At 43.5% G+C, this 17,154-nt stretch carries 18 protein-coding genes and 1 pseudogene; 8 read left to right on the top strand and 11 right to left on the bottom strand.

The window, feature by feature from the left end:
• Positions 1-70 precede the first annotated feature (70 nt).
• The 6 genes from HWQ41_RS10990 to HWQ41_RS10970 form a co-directional block, all read right to left on the bottom strand.
• On the bottom strand, positions 71-355 hold the full coding sequence (locus HWQ41_RS10990; protein ID WP_292762497.1) for a hypothetical protein: 285 nt from the start codon (positions 353-355) through the stop codon (positions 71-73).
• Entirely contained in the window at positions 345-467 is a 123-nt protein-coding gene (locus HWQ41_RS10985) for a hypothetical protein (protein ID WP_292762495.1), read from the bottom strand. The genes HWQ41_RS10990 and HWQ41_RS10985 overlap by 11 nt, the downstream gene beginning before the upstream one ends.
• 237 nt (positions 468-704) lie before the next feature.
• On the bottom strand, positions 705-905 hold the full coding sequence (locus HWQ41_RS34280) for a type II toxin-antitoxin system RelE/ParE family toxin (protein WP_366931654.1): 201 nt from the start codon (positions 903-905) through the stop codon (positions 705-707).
• Positions 906-942: 37 nt separating this feature from the next.
• Complete coding sequence (locus HWQ41_RS10980) at positions 943-1,167, bottom strand: hypothetical protein (protein WP_292762493.1); 225 nt, start codon at positions 1,165-1,167, stop codon at positions 943-945.
• A gap of 163 nt (positions 1,168-1,330) precedes the next feature.
• Positions 1,331-1,660: a DUF2973 domain-containing protein gene (locus tag HWQ41_RS10975; protein ID WP_292762490.1), complete on the bottom strand. Its 330-nt coding sequence runs from the start codon at positions 1,658-1,660 to the stop codon at positions 1,331-1,333.
• A 324-nt stretch (positions 1,661-1,984) separates the two neighbouring features.
• The gene (locus tag HWQ41_RS10970; RefSeq protein WP_292762487.1) at positions 1,985-2,302 is read right to left on the bottom strand and encodes a DUF2605 domain-containing protein; all 318 of its coding nucleotides are present in this window, start codon (positions 2,300-2,302) and stop codon (positions 1,985-1,987) included.
• 573 nt (positions 2,303-2,875) lie between these two features.
• Between HWQ41_RS10970 and thrS the strand changes: the two genes are divergently transcribed.
• Entirely contained in the window at positions 2,876-4,726 is a 1,851-nt protein-coding gene (gene thrS / locus HWQ41_RS10965; protein ID WP_292762523.1) for a threonine--tRNA ligase, read from the top strand.
• Positions 4,727-5,327: 601 nt separating this feature from the next.
• Here the strand turns inward: thrS and HWQ41_RS10960 are convergent.
• Positions 5,328-8,417 carry a HEAT repeat domain-containing protein gene (locus HWQ41_RS10960; protein ID WP_292762485.1) on the bottom strand — a complete coding sequence of 1,030 codons (3,090 nt, stop codon included), beginning with the start codon at positions 8,415-8,417 and terminating at the stop codon, positions 5,328-5,330.
• Between the two features lie 312 nt (positions 8,418-8,729).
• Between HWQ41_RS10960 and HWQ41_RS10955 the strand changes: the two genes are divergently transcribed.
• A complete protein-coding gene (locus tag HWQ41_RS10955) occupies positions 8,730-9,599 on the top strand; it encodes an Rpn family recombination-promoting nuclease/putative transposase (RefSeq protein WP_292762482.1) in 870 nt (289 codons plus the stop codon).
• Positions 9,600-9,765: 166 nt separating this feature from the next.
• On the opposite strand, the gene HWQ41_RS10950 is transcribed toward HWQ41_RS10955, so the two are convergent.
• Positions 9,766-10,104, bottom strand: coding sequence for a hypothetical protein (locus HWQ41_RS10950; RefSeq protein WP_292762480.1), 339 nt, complete (start codon positions 10,102-10,104; stop codon positions 9,766-9,768).
• Positions 10,105-10,245: 141 nt separating this feature from the next.
• The gene (locus tag HWQ41_RS10945) at positions 10,246-12,771 is read right to left on the bottom strand and encodes a cyclic nucleotide-binding domain-containing protein (RefSeq protein WP_292762477.1); all 2,526 of its coding nucleotides are present in this window, start codon (positions 12,769-12,771) and stop codon (positions 10,246-10,248) included.
• A gap of 303 nt (positions 12,772-13,074) precedes the next feature.
• Between HWQ41_RS10945 and HWQ41_RS10940 the strand changes: the two genes are divergently transcribed.
• Genes HWQ41_RS10940 through HWQ41_RS10930 form a run of 3 tightly spaced genes read left to right on the top strand, consistent with a single transcriptional unit; the run spans position 13,075 to position 14,326 of the window.
• Positions 13,075-13,362, top strand: coding sequence for a type II toxin-antitoxin system Phd/YefM family antitoxin (locus HWQ41_RS10940; protein WP_292762475.1), 288 nt, complete (start codon positions 13,075-13,077; stop codon positions 13,360-13,362).
• Positions 13,359-13,679, top strand: coding sequence for a type II toxin-antitoxin system RelE/ParE family toxin (locus tag HWQ41_RS10935; RefSeq protein WP_292762472.1), 321 nt, complete (start codon positions 13,359-13,361; stop codon positions 13,677-13,679). The genes HWQ41_RS10940 and HWQ41_RS10935 overlap by 4 nt, the downstream gene beginning before the upstream one ends.
• An 11-nt stretch (positions 13,680-13,690) precedes the next feature.
• Complete coding sequence (locus HWQ41_RS10930; protein ID WP_292762468.1) at positions 13,691-14,326, top strand: transaldolase family protein; 636 nt, start codon at positions 13,691-13,693, stop codon at positions 14,324-14,326.
• A 133-nt stretch (positions 14,327-14,459) separates the two neighbouring features.
• On the opposite strand, the gene HWQ41_RS10925 is transcribed toward HWQ41_RS10930, so the two are convergent.
• Positions 14,460-15,236 carry a DUF1877 family protein gene (locus HWQ41_RS10925; protein WP_292762465.1) on the bottom strand — a complete coding sequence of 259 codons (777 nt, stop codon included), beginning with the start codon at positions 15,234-15,236 and terminating at the stop codon, positions 14,460-14,462.
• 81 nt (positions 15,237-15,317) lie between these two features.
• Between HWQ41_RS10925 and HWQ41_RS10920 the strand changes: the two are divergent.
• From HWQ41_RS10920 to HWQ41_RS10910, 3 genes and pseudogenes are all read left to right on the top strand, one after another.
• Positions 15,318-15,653, top strand: a pseudogene (locus HWQ41_RS10920) (XisI protein).
• Between the two features lie 219 nt (positions 15,654-15,872).
• A complete protein-coding gene (locus HWQ41_RS10915; protein ID WP_292762462.1) occupies positions 15,873-16,448 on the top strand; it encodes a TMEM175 family protein in 576 nt (191 codons plus the stop codon).
• 199 nt (positions 16,449-16,647) lie between these two features.
• Positions 16,648-16,911, top strand: a complete 264-nt coding sequence (locus HWQ41_RS10910; protein WP_292762459.1) for a helix-turn-helix transcriptional regulator — start codon at positions 16,648-16,650, stop codon at positions 16,909-16,911.
• A gap of 26 nt (positions 16,912-16,937) precedes the next feature.
• Here HWQ41_RS10910 and HWQ41_RS10905 read toward each other — a convergent pair whose 3' ends face one another.
• Positions 16,938-17,132 (bottom strand): hypothetical protein, encoded by a 195-nt coding sequence (locus tag HWQ41_RS10905; protein WP_292762457.1) that lies wholly within the window; start codon positions 17,130-17,132, stop codon positions 16,938-16,940.
• Positions 17,133-17,154 lie beyond the last annotated feature (22 nt).

Below are 17,154 nucleotides of genomic sequence, written 5' to 3'. Positions count from 1 at the left end.
CTTACGCAAAACTACACGCTATAGGGGCAATTTACTTGTTGAACTGCTAACTGCGACTAGAGATTGAAAACTACTGCCCAGTAACTTCGCTGAGTGCTTCACGAATTATCTCATCACTTACACCATGCCGTTTCAGGCTCGCAATCAATGTAGAAACAGTATCACCATCAAGTCGCTCAAGATCAACTCGGAGTTCTTGGCCGATGTAAGCACGAACTAATGGCTGATAACCAGAAAACCCTAACAATGGTGCGACTCGCTTCAAATCCTCAATCACATCTTCGGGAATGCGAATTGTAATTGTCGTCATTGGACGACTTTTATCGAGTCGCTTTCTTAAAACTTCAGCTTTCATAGTATTCACGTTCCTTGCGCGTCGCTTTCCAAGCCGAGATGATCCGAATCATGTCGTTTTCACGCTCAATGTAGACGACGTACAGAATGATTCCATCGTGTGTCCAAGCCAATCACAGCATCTTGCTCCTGATCATTGCGGCTTGCATCAACCACCACTAGAAACGGATCGAAGAAAGCTTCTACGGCTTGCTGAAATGTTATGCCATCATGATTGCTGGGATTAATCCGAGCTTTCTCCTCGTTTCAAACGAAGGTGACACCATTAAGCACGAAAAACACATCCATACCTCATAGTCTAGGCAAGATGTATTTACGTTGTCAATACATTTTGTTGTAAAAGTTTACAATTACAATTCAGGGCTGAATCTTGATGCGTGCCAGAACCTTGTAATGCTCACCTGTTTCTTGTTTTGCTCAACCCGATAAATAATGCGGTAGGGCTTTAGAATTAACTGGCGAATGTTACGTTCATCAAATTCAGAAACCTTTTGTCCCTGAAATGGAAATTGGCTTAGTTCTTTCGTTTTCTCTAATAACCTCTGACCAATTTTTCTGGCTGCTTCAGGATTGTCCTGAGCGATGTACCTAATGATGGTTTATAAATCTCCAACTGCTCTTGGTGAGAGAATTACTTGGTAGTCCATCGATTATCTGCTCAACCTGCTCAACTGGAATGCCTTGCCCTTGGTCAATTTGGTCAAACCCTTCCCGTATAGCTGCAATAAACTCAATTTTCTGAACAATTTCTCGTAGGGTTACATCCTGGGGTAAATGTTTCACCAACTCAATAACGGCTTCTTTGTCACTCATAGCAACTTAAACCTGTCTCAAGTGGACAACACAATGTTAACTTACCAACCTACCGACGCGATCGCCTCAAATTCAAGGATGGTAATAAATTTCTGCTAGGGGAAAAGTTAAGGATGTAAAAACAACAATCAATCAATAATTTACACCCAAACTCCTAACTTTTTTACGCTTCCTCGGAATTTTCACTTTTATGTCCTGGAGATGCTTCGTAAAGTGCATCGAGATGTTGACGCGCATCTTCAACGTTAATCGAACGCATTACCAAAAGTGGCTCTTTAATTAAGTTGCCCGCGCTATCTAATAACTCTGGATGGGGTACAAACTGTTTTTTTGATGAATAATAACCATAGTTGCCTTGATTATTCATTTGCGAGGAATTCGCCGGGTAAGTTCGCTCCCGATCAAAACTGAACATGATCAGGTTACGAATTAAGTTGCCAACAGCTATAAATGCAAGGATTGTAAAAGCCAGAATGTAAAGCAGATGTAACATTGGATTTTCCTCCAGAGCAGCGATTTTTAAAACTTTATTTTGTAACGCTTTGCTTCGTCGATACTGTGACTCACAGTTAAGACGATTATTTGACGCACTCTTGGTGCTACTACCTTTATATGAAGCTATTTGTCAACCGTTATTCCACTTACGGTAACATAGGATACATTATTTTGTTAATCCAAATAATGTTAAGAAAATGTTAAGAATTTTGTACTATTTCCTCGACAACTGGTCTACCGTCTTGCGTAGACGCATCCTTGGCTTGTCGTTAGACATCGCTAAGTAGTCTGCCGAAACTTAGCGGATGCTCTCAACTGCTGCTTAGACTTCACGCCCTTGACGAAACCGCATTGCAACATTCCAACATTCTGTTACTAATTGATGCCAAGGCATTAACGTTGCCATCTCAATCCCGACTTGTTTATCAGTAGCAGCAAACAGCATCTTCACGGTATTTAGTTCATCCTGCGCTTGCTTAACCCGCGAGAGCAAGTCAGATTGCTCTTGGTGACTCATAAATGATAGTTGCTCAGTTTCGAGTAAATGGCGCGATCGCGTAAACCAATGCTGAAAATCTTCCAGTAGGGGTTCTAAAACCGTTTTCAGCAACTCAGTCCCTGGTAAATTTGAGTCTGACATAAATGATAAGCATATTTCAAACTTGCTTACTAATATTAACGTTATTTATGTTTCTTAACATTTATCTGATTTCTCTCATAATTCCGAGGATGTAAAAATATGTAACAAAGAACACAAAATTTATTATATAGTCTTGATATCGGGTTTGTACAGTTCCTTGGGAGAGGCGTCTATAGGTATAAATGACAGCGAGTTGCAATTCATCAGATAATTTAGCGATGTCTACGACGGGCTACGCCTACGCGTGCAATCCTGAATTTGAGACTCAGGTAAGCAATCAAAAATTTATTTTTATCCTCGACTAAAAATTAATCTAGTAGTGGGAACATGAAGCCAAACTGGCAAAAATCAAAGTCGTTATAGTTGAATAAGCCTACAGATTCAGATAAAAAACTCCACCCACAAGGGGATGGAGTTTTTGGGCATGGGGAATGGGGCATGGGGCATGGCGAAGAAGTTGCCAATGCCCAATGCCCAATGCCCCAAGCGGCGGGGCGGCTATCCCTCTCCACCCACGAGGGGATGGAGTTTCCCGCCGATTTCAATAAATCACCTTTTGTAATCACTTCCCCAATGGTTCAGCAGCCAATGTCGCTAAAATCATCGAATCCGTCAGAACAGCCAGAACAAGTTGAAAAAATTTATTTACCGCGTACCAGCGAATCGGAGAACTTAAAAAAGATTCGCCACACTGCTTCCCATGTAATGGCAATGGCAGTACAAAAGCTGTTTCCCAAGGCACAAGTTACAATCGGCCCTTGGATTGAAAACGGTTTTTACTATGACTTCGACAATCCAGAACCATTTAGCGAAAATGATCTCAAAGCCATCAAGAAAGAGATGGCGAAAATTATCAATCGCAAACTGGCAGTAATTCGGGAAGAAGTCAGCCGCGAAGAAGCCGAACGCCGGATTCAGGAAATTAAGGAACCTTACAAGCTAGAAATTCTGGCAGATATCAAAGAGGAGCCAATCACGATTTACCACCTGGGGAATGAATGGTGGGATTTGTGTGCGGGGCCTCATCTGGAAAATACTAGTGAATTAAACCCGAAAGCAATTGAACTAGAAAGCGTTGCTGGTGCTTATTGGCGTGGGGATGAAACCAAAGCCCAATTACAACGCATCTATGCCACCGCTTGGGAAAGTCCAGAACAACTCACTGAATATAAGCGACGCAAAGAAGAAGCGCTGCGGCGAGATCATCGGAAACTGGGTAAGGAACTGGGATTATTTATATTTTCTGATCTAGTCGGGCCGGGTTTACCTTTGTGGACGCCAAAGGGTACTCTGTTACGGAGTATTTTAGAAGACTTCCTCAAGCAAGAACAGTTAAAACGGGGTTATCTGCCTGTGGTGACTCCCCATCTTGCTAAAGTCGATTTATTTAAAAAATCTGGACACTGGCAGAAATATAAAGAAGATATGTTCCCTTTGATGGCGGATGACGAGGAAGCCGCCGCCAAAGAAGAGGGCTTTGTCCTCAAGCCAATGAACTGTCCCTTCCATATCCAAATATATCAAAGTGAGTTGCGCTCTTATCGGGAACTACCAATGCGACTGGCAGAATTTGGTACTGTTTACCGCTACGAACAATCAGGGGAATTGGGCGGTTTAACGCGGGTGCGCGGTTTTACTGTGGATGATTCTCACCTGTTCGTTACCCCAGAACAGCTGGATAGTGAATTCCTCAGTGTGGTGGATTTGATTTTGTCGGTGTTCAATAGTCTACAACTGAAGAACTTTAAAGCTAGGCTGAGTTTCCGCGATCCTGCTAGTGATAAGTACATCGGTTCAGATGAAGTTTGGGACAAAGCCGAAGGTGCGATTCGCCGCGCAGTTGAAACCTTGGGGATGGAACACTTTGAAGGTATTGGAGAGGCGGCATTTTATGGGCCAAAACTTGACTTTATCTTTAGTGATGCCCTAGATCGGGAGTGGCAATTAGGAACTGTGCAGGTAGATTACAATTTGCCTGAACGCTTTGATTTGGAGTACGTCGCCGAAGATGGGGTTCGCAAACGCCCTGTGATGATTCACCGTGCGCCTTTTGGTTCACTGGAAAGGTTGATTGGGATTTTAATTGAAGAATATGCAGGTGATTTCCCTTTGTGGTTAGCGCCAGTGCAAGCTAGATTATTGCCAGTGGGTGATACACAGCTAGACTTTGCTAAAGATGTGGTGGCGAAAATGAGAGCGTTGGGCATCCGTGCAGAAGTTGATACCAGTGGCGATCGCTTGGGTAAACAGATTCGCAATGCAGAGAAAGAAAAAATACCCGTGATGGCTGTGGTGGGAGCTAAGGAAGTGGAAACTAACACTTTGAGTATCCGTACCCGCGCCTCTGGGGAATTGGGAGTTATACCTGTAGATGAGGTGGTGGATAAGATAAAGGATGCGATCGCTAAATTCGAGAACTTTTAAAATCTAACGGCAGACGCACACTAATCACAATTGGTGTGCGTTTTGTCTAGTAGATCAGATTATTGGCTAGCTGGTAGGTTTTGGCAAAAGTGCGATATCTAGGGACTTCCAAATAAAAAAACATTCCAAATTTTCTTGTGGGATGGGTGTCCGCACTACGTGCCGCTACGCGAACACCCGTCCCATATCCAGGGCGGGCAGGATGCCCACCCCACAAGATGGATAATCTATTTCTTGTCAGTCCCCTACGACGAGCTTCGCTTACGTAACGTATTTACAGCAGTTTTCATGTATTTGAACCACATCTGTCGTAGGGGCACAGCAATGCTGTGCCCCTACCGCATGGTCTATTCACGAGTATCAAAGACTCGTTAACGGAGTTCAAAGGTGGATTCATCCAGTTCAAACACTCGTTGACGGAGTTCAGAGGTGGATTCATCCAGTTCAAACACTCGTTAACGGAGTTCAGAGGTGGATTCATCCAGTTCAAATACTCGTTAACGGAGTTCAGAGGTGGATTCATCCAGTTCAAAGACTCATTTTAATTAAATCAAAAATTTCCCTTCAGACTATAAGTCTCTTTCTTAATTACGAATTCATCTCACGACCTTGGCCGCAATAATTGCACGAAGGTATCACTCACAGTATGGTCTTTGGTATCGGCGGCGTATTGAATTAATTTTTCCTTCAGTTCTTTGGCAGCATCTAAAGGCAGTAAGTTTACTAGCAAAAAGTATACACCGCGAAAACGGGGGTCGCCCATGTGGTCAATCAGCCGATTTTTAGCTTCATCTTTCTCGCCCAGAAAGTTCGGCACCAAAAAGAAATCCATAATCTTATCGTGGCGGAAATGCCATTCTCTCTTGGCTGCACCTTCTTCGTTTTGCCACTGACGGCTGACGACCATTTTATATTTCTCATCTTCTAAAGACTGTACTACCTGGTAAAATTCATCTCCAGGTAGCGCCTGCTCATCGTTTAGCCGCATTTGATAGACTGCATCGGAGAATTTTTTTAAGGGAAATTCCTGGTTCCACTCTTGCAGGTATTCGGCTGCCATCAAATTATATTGCTGTTGTTGCAGGTGAAACAAATCGGGGTATTCACCTTGGGAGATCATTAAGGCCACAACAGTTAAATCCATTGGGTTAGAGAGAACCCTTTGGTTAGGCGTTAATTCCTCTGCTGATTGCTGGTTGCTGAGGGCTGTTGCTAGATAGCTAATACAGGCTTGCTCGTAATTATTACCCTGAACTTTGGCATCTTTGGGCAGTCGTGGCTGACGGGAAATCAAAAATTGCTGAATTTGTGTTTGCTCAAGGGGCTGTAATTTATATATCTTGGCTGTTGAGGGTGGTGTCCACTCTAGGGGCTGGGTAGTCATGATGATGTTACCCCGGAAATAGCTTTCGACAAACTGGCAGATTTTTGCCCTAGTGTCAGCTGTGACTTCGTTGAGTCCGTCAATGCAGATATCTAACGCACCACTATAAATTAAATTCTTGAGAAAATCAGCATCTTGTGCTTGCCCGTGCAGCTTGGCTTGAATTGCTTCAATTACCCCTTTGTCACACTTGCGGGCGGGTAAATAAACCACTATGCGCGGGGAGGTTTTCACCAGATGGCGGAGAAACATCGACTTACCCAAACCAGAATCACCTTCTAAGACTATTTGCCCTGTGATGCTGGGTAGCACCTGGGTAATTGCTTGGGGTTCTTCGGCACTGGGAACTTTCACTTTAGATTCTGGAAAGTATGCTTCGGGGTTAAAATCATCTAACCCGGCATCGGCTAGTAGGGAAGGTTTAAAGGGTTCAAATAACTTGCGGCGGAAAAAGGGAATCCAGGCGAGGAGAAAGCCGACGTAGCCCACGCCTAAGATGCGCCTTACCCAAGGGTTCCAGAAGAAGATGGCTTGAACTTGGGGAAACTTGGGATAAGCGAAGATGAGGGCAAGCCAAAAGGTAGCGTGAATCAAAATAGTAGTTATGGCGTTAAAAAACCACTGCCAACCTTTAAGATTAACTATTACTGATTGCAGCGAATCAGCTTCGTTGTAGCCAGCGTTTTTGAGGTTATTGTAGTGAGTTTCTAAAATCACAATATCTTGCGGTTCCCAAAAGACTTTTCTGGCAACTACAGCAATTTGCTTTGCTAAGTCTTCGCGTAATCGTTCAAAATCTTGACTTGGTTCCCAGACTTGGGCAAAGATTTTGAGAGTTTTATCACCGCGATCGTGGTTTAATGAAACAGGAACTGTTTTAGGTTTAGGAAAACCTAACCATGTAAGCAGTGTTTTTACTTCATCAGTGCCGCGACCCAGAAAATATGTTAAAAATCGCCACTCTTTAAGTTCCTTAGAATTTGCGTAATAGATGCTATCCAGAATTACAACAATATTATTCAGGTTGAATTGTTCTATCTTTCCCAATGCCTCTGCTGCACCGGAACGAACATAGGATTCAAGGGTTTTATCCTTGAGAATGTCGAAGATGTCTTTGACGTAGGGTTTGGCTACCTCCCCCAGATTGCTCAATGCCTCTGCTGCACCGGAACGAGCAGAGGATTCAAGGGTTTTATCCTTGAGGATGTCAACGATGTCGGCTACCTCCCCCAGATTGCTCAATGCCTTTGCTGCATCGGAACGAAGATAGGATTCAAGGGTTTTATCCTTGAGGATGTCAGCAATATCTTTGACGTAGGGTTTGGCTACCTCCCCCAGTTTTCCCAATGCCTCTGCTGCACCTCCACGAACAAAGGAGTCAACGGATTTATCCTTGAGGATGTCAGCAATGTCTTTGACGTAGAGTTTGGCTGCCTCCCCCAGATTTCCTAATGCCGATGCCGCATCTCTACGAACAAGATTGTCAACGGTTTTATCCTTGAGGAAGTCGAGGATGTCTTTGACGTAGGGTTTGGCTGCCTCCCCCAGATTTCCCAATGCCGATGCTGCACCTCTACGAACCTTGGGGTCAACGGTTTTATCCTTGAGGATGTCAGCGATATCTTTAACGTAGGGTTTGGCTGCCTCCCCCAGATTTCCCAATGCCTCTGCTGCATCGGAACGAAGATAGGAGTCAACGGTTTTATCCTTGAGGATGTCAGCAATGTCTTTGATGTAGGGTTTGGCTGCTTCCCCCAGATTTCCCAATGCCGATGCTGCACCTCTACGAACAACGGGGTCAACGGTTTTATCCTTGAGGATGTCAACGATGTCTTTGATGTAGGGTTTGGCTGCCTCCCCCAGATTTCCTAATGCCGATGCTGCATTGTAACGAAGATAGGAGTCAACGGTTTTATCCTTGAGGATGTCAACGATGTCTTTGATGTAGGGTTTGGCTGCCTCCCCCAGATTTCCTAATGCCGATGCTGCACTGGAACGAGCAGAGGGGTTAACAGTTTTATCCTTGAGGATTTTGGCAGCTTTTTGAGCAATATCTTCTGGTTTCTTCCCCAGAGATTTTAAATCTTTCAGATCATATTCAGCTAATTTGTTGAATGCATTGCTCTTTACTCCGTCATATCCATCATCAAGGGCAGCAATGATACCGTTAATCTGCCACGCTTCTGGCTTCGGCTTAGGCTGTTCTTTCGCGCTTACCCAAGGTAGGGCGAGGAGGAGTGTCAACAGCAGGGTAAAGGAAAAAAGAAAAAAGGGTGACGATCGCTTTTTAATTATGTGCAGATACATTTGTATAATTCGTAATTTCTTTAGTAATAAAGGCTGTTTCTGCCCTTTCCTTGGTAGGGAAAGAGAAGGTAGTTAGGTTTTTACTAGTAAATCAGGAACCGCTACAGTTATCTTTTTACCGTCTGATAACTCAACCTAGCTAGAAATAGAATATTAATGTAAATACTACAGGAATTTAAAAAGATACGCCCAGAGTATAATAATGAGCTTGCTTGAGCGATGGTGCCGCAGCTACGCCCGTCGTAGACATCGCCTACTCAAACCACTGCACGAGATAATAACAATACCTCGTTCAATTGTTGGCGATCGTCAATGTCCTTTGATAACCTCTGCAAACTCCTGTCCGAAAAACATCCTGCTACCTTTGCCAGTTGGGTATTAGGAACACCCCAAACTTCCGTCAAAGTCCTCAAAACCGAATTGAGCATTGAACCAATTCGCGCTGATTATGTAACATTCTTACAATTAGAAGGACGCATTCTCCATCTGGAATTTCAAACCAAACTAGAATCTACGCCACCCCTACCCTTGCGGATGCTAGATTATTGGGTACGCTTATATCGTTTGTACCGCCTACCAATAACGCAAGTTGTCGTATTATTGCTTCCGCCTGCATCAGAAACAGTAATTGAAACTGCCTTTACAGTCGAAACTACTCATCACGAATATCGCGTGATTCGCTTATGGTCAGAAAATCCCGAACTATTCCTCAATGACCCAGCTTTGTTACCATTAGCACCACTGACCGCAACCACGCAACCTCAAGCCTTGTTGCAACAAATTGTGGGAAAAGTTAATCAACTTGAGCCAAGACAAAGACCAGAAATTTCTACTTACACCCAAATCTTAGCGGGGTTAAAATACAATCAAGACTTGATTCGACAATTATTTCGGGAGGGTATGATGCGCGAGTCAGTGATTTATCAAGAAATTCTAAGAGAAGGGGAACAACGAGGAGAACAACGAGGACGGGAAGAAGGACGAAAAGCAGAAGGGCAATTGCTGATTCTCCGTCTGCTTACTCGACAGGTGGGAGAATTACCCCAAGAGATGCTAGACCGTATTGAAACTCTCTCCTTAGAACAATTAGAAAATCTCGGTGAAGCATTGTTGGATTTTCAGGCGATCGCGGATTTAGAAACCTGGTTTAGTATATTAGACGTAGGAGTGAAAATGACGTAGGTACAATTTATGAATTATGCCTACCAAGGATTTCGGGCAACCCATAATTAATTTCACTCCTATGTCTATTAGATGAATTTTTCCATTTGAGCCAATGTCTGATGGCGCTAGGGGAAAAAATAGTTTCAGAAGAACGAAAGCGAGTTGAGCCGATCAAATCGCCACATTAGAGTTCAATTAACTTGAAGCCCCAAGGTTTGAGAGCAGCTAGAGCTATTTCTGGATCTACACCCTCATAAGCTTCCCATTCCAACGGATGCTCTTTAGGATGTCCATCGCCGACATTACCTGCAACTTTGATGATCGGACAGTTGGCGATGCGATCGCGCTCCAACCCTTTTGGTATTGCTAGTTCGATTTTATGACCCACAAACTTCGCTGTACTATCATTAGCTACAGATTCACGGATTAAACAAATATCACCAGCAGTCCCCCAAGTAGTTTGGTAAATGTGGAGGAACGATATATAGGTTGCTGGTTTGATGGATCTTTTTAGAACGTGCATTATCTGTAATCCTTACACTATGAGGGAAAAATCATAAATCATATGAGTATTTTGTATCACGTTCGTAGGGAAGAATGTTCTTAACTCACATTTTGCACCTAGCCCAGGCGATTAGAAACCGCCTGGTGGAAGACGTGAAGCTCAAAAGACGATAATCGCCCACATACTAACTCCCAAAGCGATCGCTGCTAAGTGTTGCGGCATGAGCGATTTTATTGGTTGCTTGGCAATCTTTTGCGTTAACAATATAGTCAGCAACACTGAGAAAATTATTGTTGCACCTTGCAAAAAGGCAATTACAGCCGGATGAGCAACCAATATTGGCAATTGTTCACCACTCAAACCAAGAGTAGCAAAGGTCACGGGTAAAATCCGCCCGCCTTCGCCTAATCCCAAACGCAGATAGTGAGCCAAGTTTCCGCCCAAAACTAATGGTAGGTAGCCATAGGCAAGTTCTACAAATGATCGAGACTTACGGTTAAAGTTGAACACTTGGAGCAAGCCATAAGCCGCAAAGGTAAAAATCGCTGGGATAATTAACACTAGCAGCGATAATCCCAAGTGCTGCCAAAACTGAGTTAAATCCAGTTGTAACCCCAACCAAGATAGCAACTCTGGCAAGCGATGCAGATATATACCACCCAACAGCAAAAACAATAATGCTACTTCATAGCTGCGGGGTACATGAGTTGTCCACAATTCAATACCAGGGGGACGCAAGTTGAATTCGACGGAACGATGGGGACAGGCTTTGAGGCAAGTCATGCACAGTACGCAATCTCTGTTATCTTCTAACTGGGCTGGGTGCGAATATAAAGGACATCCATTCGTTTCCAACCCTTCGCCCTTTTGCGGCCCACCTTTATAACACTGATACGTGGTGCAACTGGCAGAACAAATACCTTGCTGTGCCCGGAGTTCCGTCATTGAGAGTTTGGCAAATAAACCATTCATCCCACCGATGGGACAGAGATAGCGACACCAAAACCGTCGCTCAAAAAGAGCCGAGAAAATCATCGCCCCGGCGGTAATTAATAGCAGCAAACAAGCGCTCAAGTAGGCAGTATTTTCTAAATGCCAGAGTTCTTCCCATAAGAAAATTAGGGAGAACAAACCAAACATGAACCATCCGCCCCATTTCTCAGCTTCCTCTCTCGGCCAGCGCTTGAGTTTTCGAGGCCACAGCCAGAGAGATAACTTTTGGGTAATTTCTCCGTAAATCATGAAGGGACAAACAGAACACCACACACGACCCAAAAAGGGAAAGAGAAATAAGAAGAAAGGCCACCACCAAGCCCAAAATAGATTTAATACGAAATTGCGATCGCGGGTTTGAGGGCCAATAAATAACACTGCAACAATAATCGCAAAAGCCGTTGCAGTCACGCCATAGTTAATGCGATCGGGCCACCAGGGACTACGTAAAAACCGCCGTAAAGGAGGATAGGCATTTAACAGATTTACCCGAAATCGTTTTTTCTTTGTTTCGGCTGGCCAGAAAATTTCTTCTGTTAACTCATTGGCACCCTCCGCTTGCACGATCGCTCTTTCTACGAGATTTTTCAATTCCTTGAGGTTGCCAGGAAAATCATAGGACTGTAGGCGACGCAGAGCTTCTGGGGTGATATGCGGTTTCGGAACGCCTCTAGCCCGAATGTAGAGACTAGTATAATATTCAACCTGTGTCTGAACATCGGCTTTCCGCACCCGTAGCGGTGGTACTTTAATAATGTGACCAACAGAGCGTTCAATTGTCGGCTGAGTTTTTTCTGAGACAATCAGAATTCTGGCTCTACTAGGGCGAGGTTCAGGTGCTGGTTCACCAGAACGAGCCACGGGGGTATATGTGCCAGTTTTGAGCAACTGCGTCACGGGAGGTAATAATTCTTCGGGCAATTCTTGGATGTTGTTGAGAACCAGAGTACCTTCTCCCAACCATTCCAACAGTCCTGGTTTACCGCCAGCGCGACCGAATAAATCTGCACCGCTAGTTTGGAGAATACCACAATTTACTTTAATAATTGGTTCTCGCCGTTTTGGAGACCCAAAGTGGATCAGGGCTGCTATATTATCTTTTTCTAACCCTGGTTCTCCGAAAATATCCACTGATTTGCGGTCAGCCGCAGCTTCTCGAATTTGCTCCCGCAGCCGCACAGCATAGCGACTTGTACCGACAATTCCCCGTTGTGCCTTGGTGACTAAATATGGTCGCAAAGCTACGGAACGTTCTTGTTCATAGCCAAGTGCAGATGTGACCTGAGCTAATTCTTGAGCCAATTGACGCGAAAAAGCCTGAGCAATTTCGGGGTATTGGGTGGCTAATTCACGAAATTTAGCAGCAGGCACAACCCACAAGTGACACTCAGTTACCGTAGTAATTGTGAATGGACTTAATTCATCCAACAGCAATTCTTTGAGTTCAATCACTGCTCCAGGAAGAAATCCACAAGCTAAAGCTGGGTTGGTTTCATTGGTGCTATTGCTTTCGAGTTGACCTTCTATGAGAATATAAAGGGCTTCTGGAGGAGTGCCTTCGCTAACTAAGTCAGTTTCGGCACTCACTACTTGTTCTTCAATTAATTGTGCGATCGCATTTAACACTTCAGGCGAGAGAATTCCTAAAGTCGTGCGTTCTTGTAGCCATATAACCGTTTCTGGAGATGTCATCTTAAGTTCTCCGTGTAGGCTGCTGTATAAAAGGAATTATCCCTTGAAAGGGTATGTCAAAATATCTCTGTTCAGTTGTTGTGCATTAATACACAATGTGCAATGTTTATTCTTGCTTCCAGCAGTTTTCATCTATTTGAACCACATCTGTCGTAAGGGCACAGCAATGCTGTGCCCCTGCGTGGTCTATTTACCTGAAAATAGCTGTAATCTAAAAACCTTTGTACTACACTCCTATTAAGCGTAAACTAAATTTGATGCAAATTTAGTGATGTTTACTAAATTTTGTGCATAGGAGGTTTCATGTTAAATATCAGTAAGGGTATTAATTCCCTCTCAAACTTTAAGCGGAACACCACAGAATTTATGGAGCAGCTACGGGAGAGTGGACAGCCGATAGTGCTGACTGTTAACGGTAAAGCCGAACTTGTTGTGCAGGATGTAAAGTCATACCAGAAACTCCTAGAGCTTGTTGAAAGGGTTGAAACCATTGATGCGGTTAAGATGGCACTCGAAGAGATGAAAGCAGGAAAAGGGGAGCCTGCTCATGAGGTATTTCAGGAGATAATGAAATCGCTGGATGAGGAATGAAGTACCGAGTTATTATTCTTCCAGTGGCAAAGGCTGATATCAACGCAGCAGCAAAGTGGATTCGTCAGAACGACTCACCAGAGAATGCAAAAGTGTGGGTAAATGAAATCAATGACGCTGTTGCATCCCTTGATACCTTTCCGGCTAGATGTGCCTTGGCTGCTATTGATGATGCCTTTGAAGAAGAAATACGGCAACTCCTTTATGGAAAGGGAAGGGGAGTATACCGCATTCTTTTTACCATTCAAGACGAAACCGTTGTAGTGCTTCGTGTGCTTCACAGCGCACGAGATATGAATGCAGTTATAGCAAGTTAAGGGGAAGAATTATGGCACTTTATCTAGACTCAGCGATCGCATCGGAAGCTGAAGTTGTTAAGCTTTGGGGATGGGTGAAAGGCATTACCACAAATCCCACGCTGTTAGCTCAAAGCGATACCCCACCAGAAATCACGCTCAAAAAATTGGTTGCCTTGACAAATGGCCCGTTATACTATCAAATTGTGGCATCTGACAAAGCTGGGATGCTAGCTGAAGGTAGAAAAGCTTTTGAAATTATTGGTTCGCAAACAATTTTGAAGATTCCCGCAACACCCTTAGGTTTTGAAGTGGTGGCGAGTCTATCACCGGAGATTACCTGTTCGGTGACAGCAATTTACAGTGCTGCACAGGCAGCAGTAGCACGGGAGGCAGGTGCTAAAATTGCCATAGCTTATGTAAATCGTGCTACGCGGTTGTTAGGTGACGGTATTGCGTTAGTGCGGGATATGGCTAGCGTACTCAAAGGCAGTGAGACTAAAATCTTGGCAGCTAGTATCAAATCTCCTGAAGAAGCAGCTGCCTCATTGCAAGCCGGGGCGGATCATTTGACTTTACCATTGGCAATGTTGCAGGCGATCGCTACTCATGAATTCTCACAGAAAACGGTTGAAGAATTCGCTAAAACAGGCATCGGCTTAAAATAATTCGTAATTCGTAATTAAATATGAGTTTGTCAGATATCCCTAATCTCTGGGTTCCTTTAGCACTTTTAGGTTTAATTGTTATAGCTGCTGTATTTTTCAGCCGCAGCAGTTGATATTTAAACGATTACAGAAATTAAGTAAGGTAAAGTAAGAGAGCCTTCTGCTGCCTGACAGCACTCTGGTAGTAATCAACAATCTCGTTGTAGTAATCTGTCATCCAATCCAACATTTCTTCTTCAGACCAGTCAATCCAGGGTAGTGGTTCTGATTTCTGTGATTCTCGGATGAAACGATTCTGGAAACCCTCTTGTGAAAGTTCTAATAACCCATCAAGAATTTGTCCAACTTCATCACCTGGCGATAAATACCTAATAGGGCCATAACCCGTTTCATAACCGATTTCTGTACCAGCACCAAAGGCATTAACCAAAGGCATACCATCCCACGCCGAATTTTCTATAACTAAAAATGGCAGGAAATCTTTTTTATATCCTTTATCTACTATCAATTCGGGAATTTTACCTTGAGATGTAGCATAAGAACCTGGAATATACCCAGCTAATAGAAACGTCAGTTCCTGCCAAGATTTGTGTAAATCTAGTTCGGGGTTTTCCCATTCAGCGAGAAACTGTTGTTCTAGTGTTTGCCAGTCATAAGTCTTTTTCCACTGTTTGCGATTTCCAGGAATGAACCTGCTTAAACCTTGACTTTTAGGCAATTTACCAAACCGCGCTCTCACTTCTTGTTTGGTTTTTTCAGCAGACTCTCCTTTCCAATAAGTTGCTCGTTGCCAAAGAGCAGATTCTGGCAACCATTGAGCATCACGAAATACCCCAATAAGAAGTGGATCTTCTCTAAATAATTCAAGTGTCGATGCAGAAATCTGCTTAATCTCACCTGTAATTCCCATAAAGCTTTTGTTGCAGCGCTTAACAGTTATTATCCTCGAAGTATAGCTACAGTTTATCTAAAGCATTGAGGTGATTGTCGAATGGAAAGAGTAGAACAGTACCGCCAAAGCATCCGCCAACTATTAACGTCTCACGCTACTTTTGAGAGTAGCAATTCAGGCATTTAGTCGCAACTTGTGTTTGATACAGAACATGACCACTACCAGCTTTTGGAAGTTGGCTGGGAGGGACTTAAGCGAGTTTACAACTGTATCATCCATTTGGACATTAAAGATGGGAAAATTTGGATTCAGCGCAATATGACTGATGTAGATATTGCGCGGGAATTAGTAGAAATTGGTGTGCCAAAGGAGGATATTATTCTGGGTTTGCATCCGCCGTATAAGCTTCCGTATACAGGGTATGGAGTAGCTTAAGGGAAGTCAAGCCCTTCGGGGAATTCAAAATTCAAAATTCAAAATTCAAAATTCAAAATTCAAATTCCCATAAATCAATTTAGTTGCTCTGTATCCTTTCCTCCTTCGGTCATATCAAGGATCATCGCGCAGACAATCTTCATCGATGGCGGCTACTTGGTAGGATAAAGTACAGAGTTTCATAACTTACTTTCAAGTAAATAGAAAAGGAATGCGTACATGGGAAAAGGGAGGTTAGAAGCATTCAGCGATGGGGTGATTGCCATCATCATCACCATTATGGTGCTGGAAATTAAAGTGCCGCATGGGTTCGATTTAGCCGCGCTGCGTCCACTGATCCCGGTATTTCTGAGCTATGTGCTGAGTTTTATTTTTCTCGGCATCTACTGGAACAATCACCATCACCTACTACAAGCAGTCCGACACGTTAATGGGCGTATCCTTTGGGCTAATCTGCATCTGCTGTTTTGGTTGTCGCTAATTCCCTTCGTCACTGGCTGGATGGGCGAGAATCACTTTGCCGCCATGCCAGTTGCCCTTTATGGTACGGTATTGTTGTTGTCTGCGAGCGCTTACTTCATTCTTACCCGCGTCCTCATTTCTCACCACGGCAGAGATTCGACTTTAGCGATCGCAGTCGGTGGAGACTTCAAGGGAAAAATATCGGTGGTGTTCTATGCTGTGGCAATTCCACTTGCCTTTGTGAACTCATGGTTTGCCTGTGCATTGTACGTTTTAGTTGCGATTATATGGCTGATCCCTGACCGTCGCATTGAGAAGACTCTCACTCCCTGAACGAATTACTAATTACGTTAGCGAGTCAGGATATGTGCTGGACTATCGATTTTTCAACTCAGTCTTTTGAAAAATGTTGGTAATGACAAGCCTTGAAAGGGCTGGGGTTAGCTTACAATCTCTATCTCAGGAGTAATAGACGCAAAAGAACACTCTGTCGTACATATTGATATATAGTGCTTTATAAACTTTGATCTATATGCCTCACAGTATCAGCCTACTTGTGGCAAAGCAACCTAATATTGGCAAACTAGTTCGTGGGCTGCGGCAAGAGTTAAATCTGTCTCAAGAAAAATTTGCCGCCGAGTTTGGTGTCACTTTCCCAACAATTAACCGTTGGGAAAATGGACATGTAACACCTTCTCCTTTAGCAATACAGCGAATTAGTAGCCTACTCAATGAATTAGGTGAACGTGGTCAAATTATTAAGGCAACATACTTGCGAGAAGAGGAGTTTTCTTAAATTGGCAATTTCTTGCTTGAACTTCTTTAAACTTTATCATCTTGATCAACTTTACCTTCAAGCCATGTTTGAATGACTTCCCTTAGCTCATCCTGCCAAAAATCGATTGACATTACTTGTTCCCGAATACCAACACCTAGTTTTATGGTTAACGGTTTGCGGTCTAATGCAATAGTATTTTTAGGCAGAAAACCGAGAGTATTCTTTTTTTTAAATGGCATTGTTTAATCCTTTCTATGCTGG

Origin of the sequence: Nostoc sp. NOS(2021), from assembly GCF_017115025.1 — a bacterium.
In the GTDB taxonomy this organism is placed as follows: Bacteria; Cyanobacteriota; Cyanobacteriia; order Cyanobacteriales; family Nostocaceae; genus Nostoc.
The sequence above is the reverse complement of the archived record's forward strand: the minus strand, read 5'-3'. Positions and strand labels throughout refer to the sequence as shown.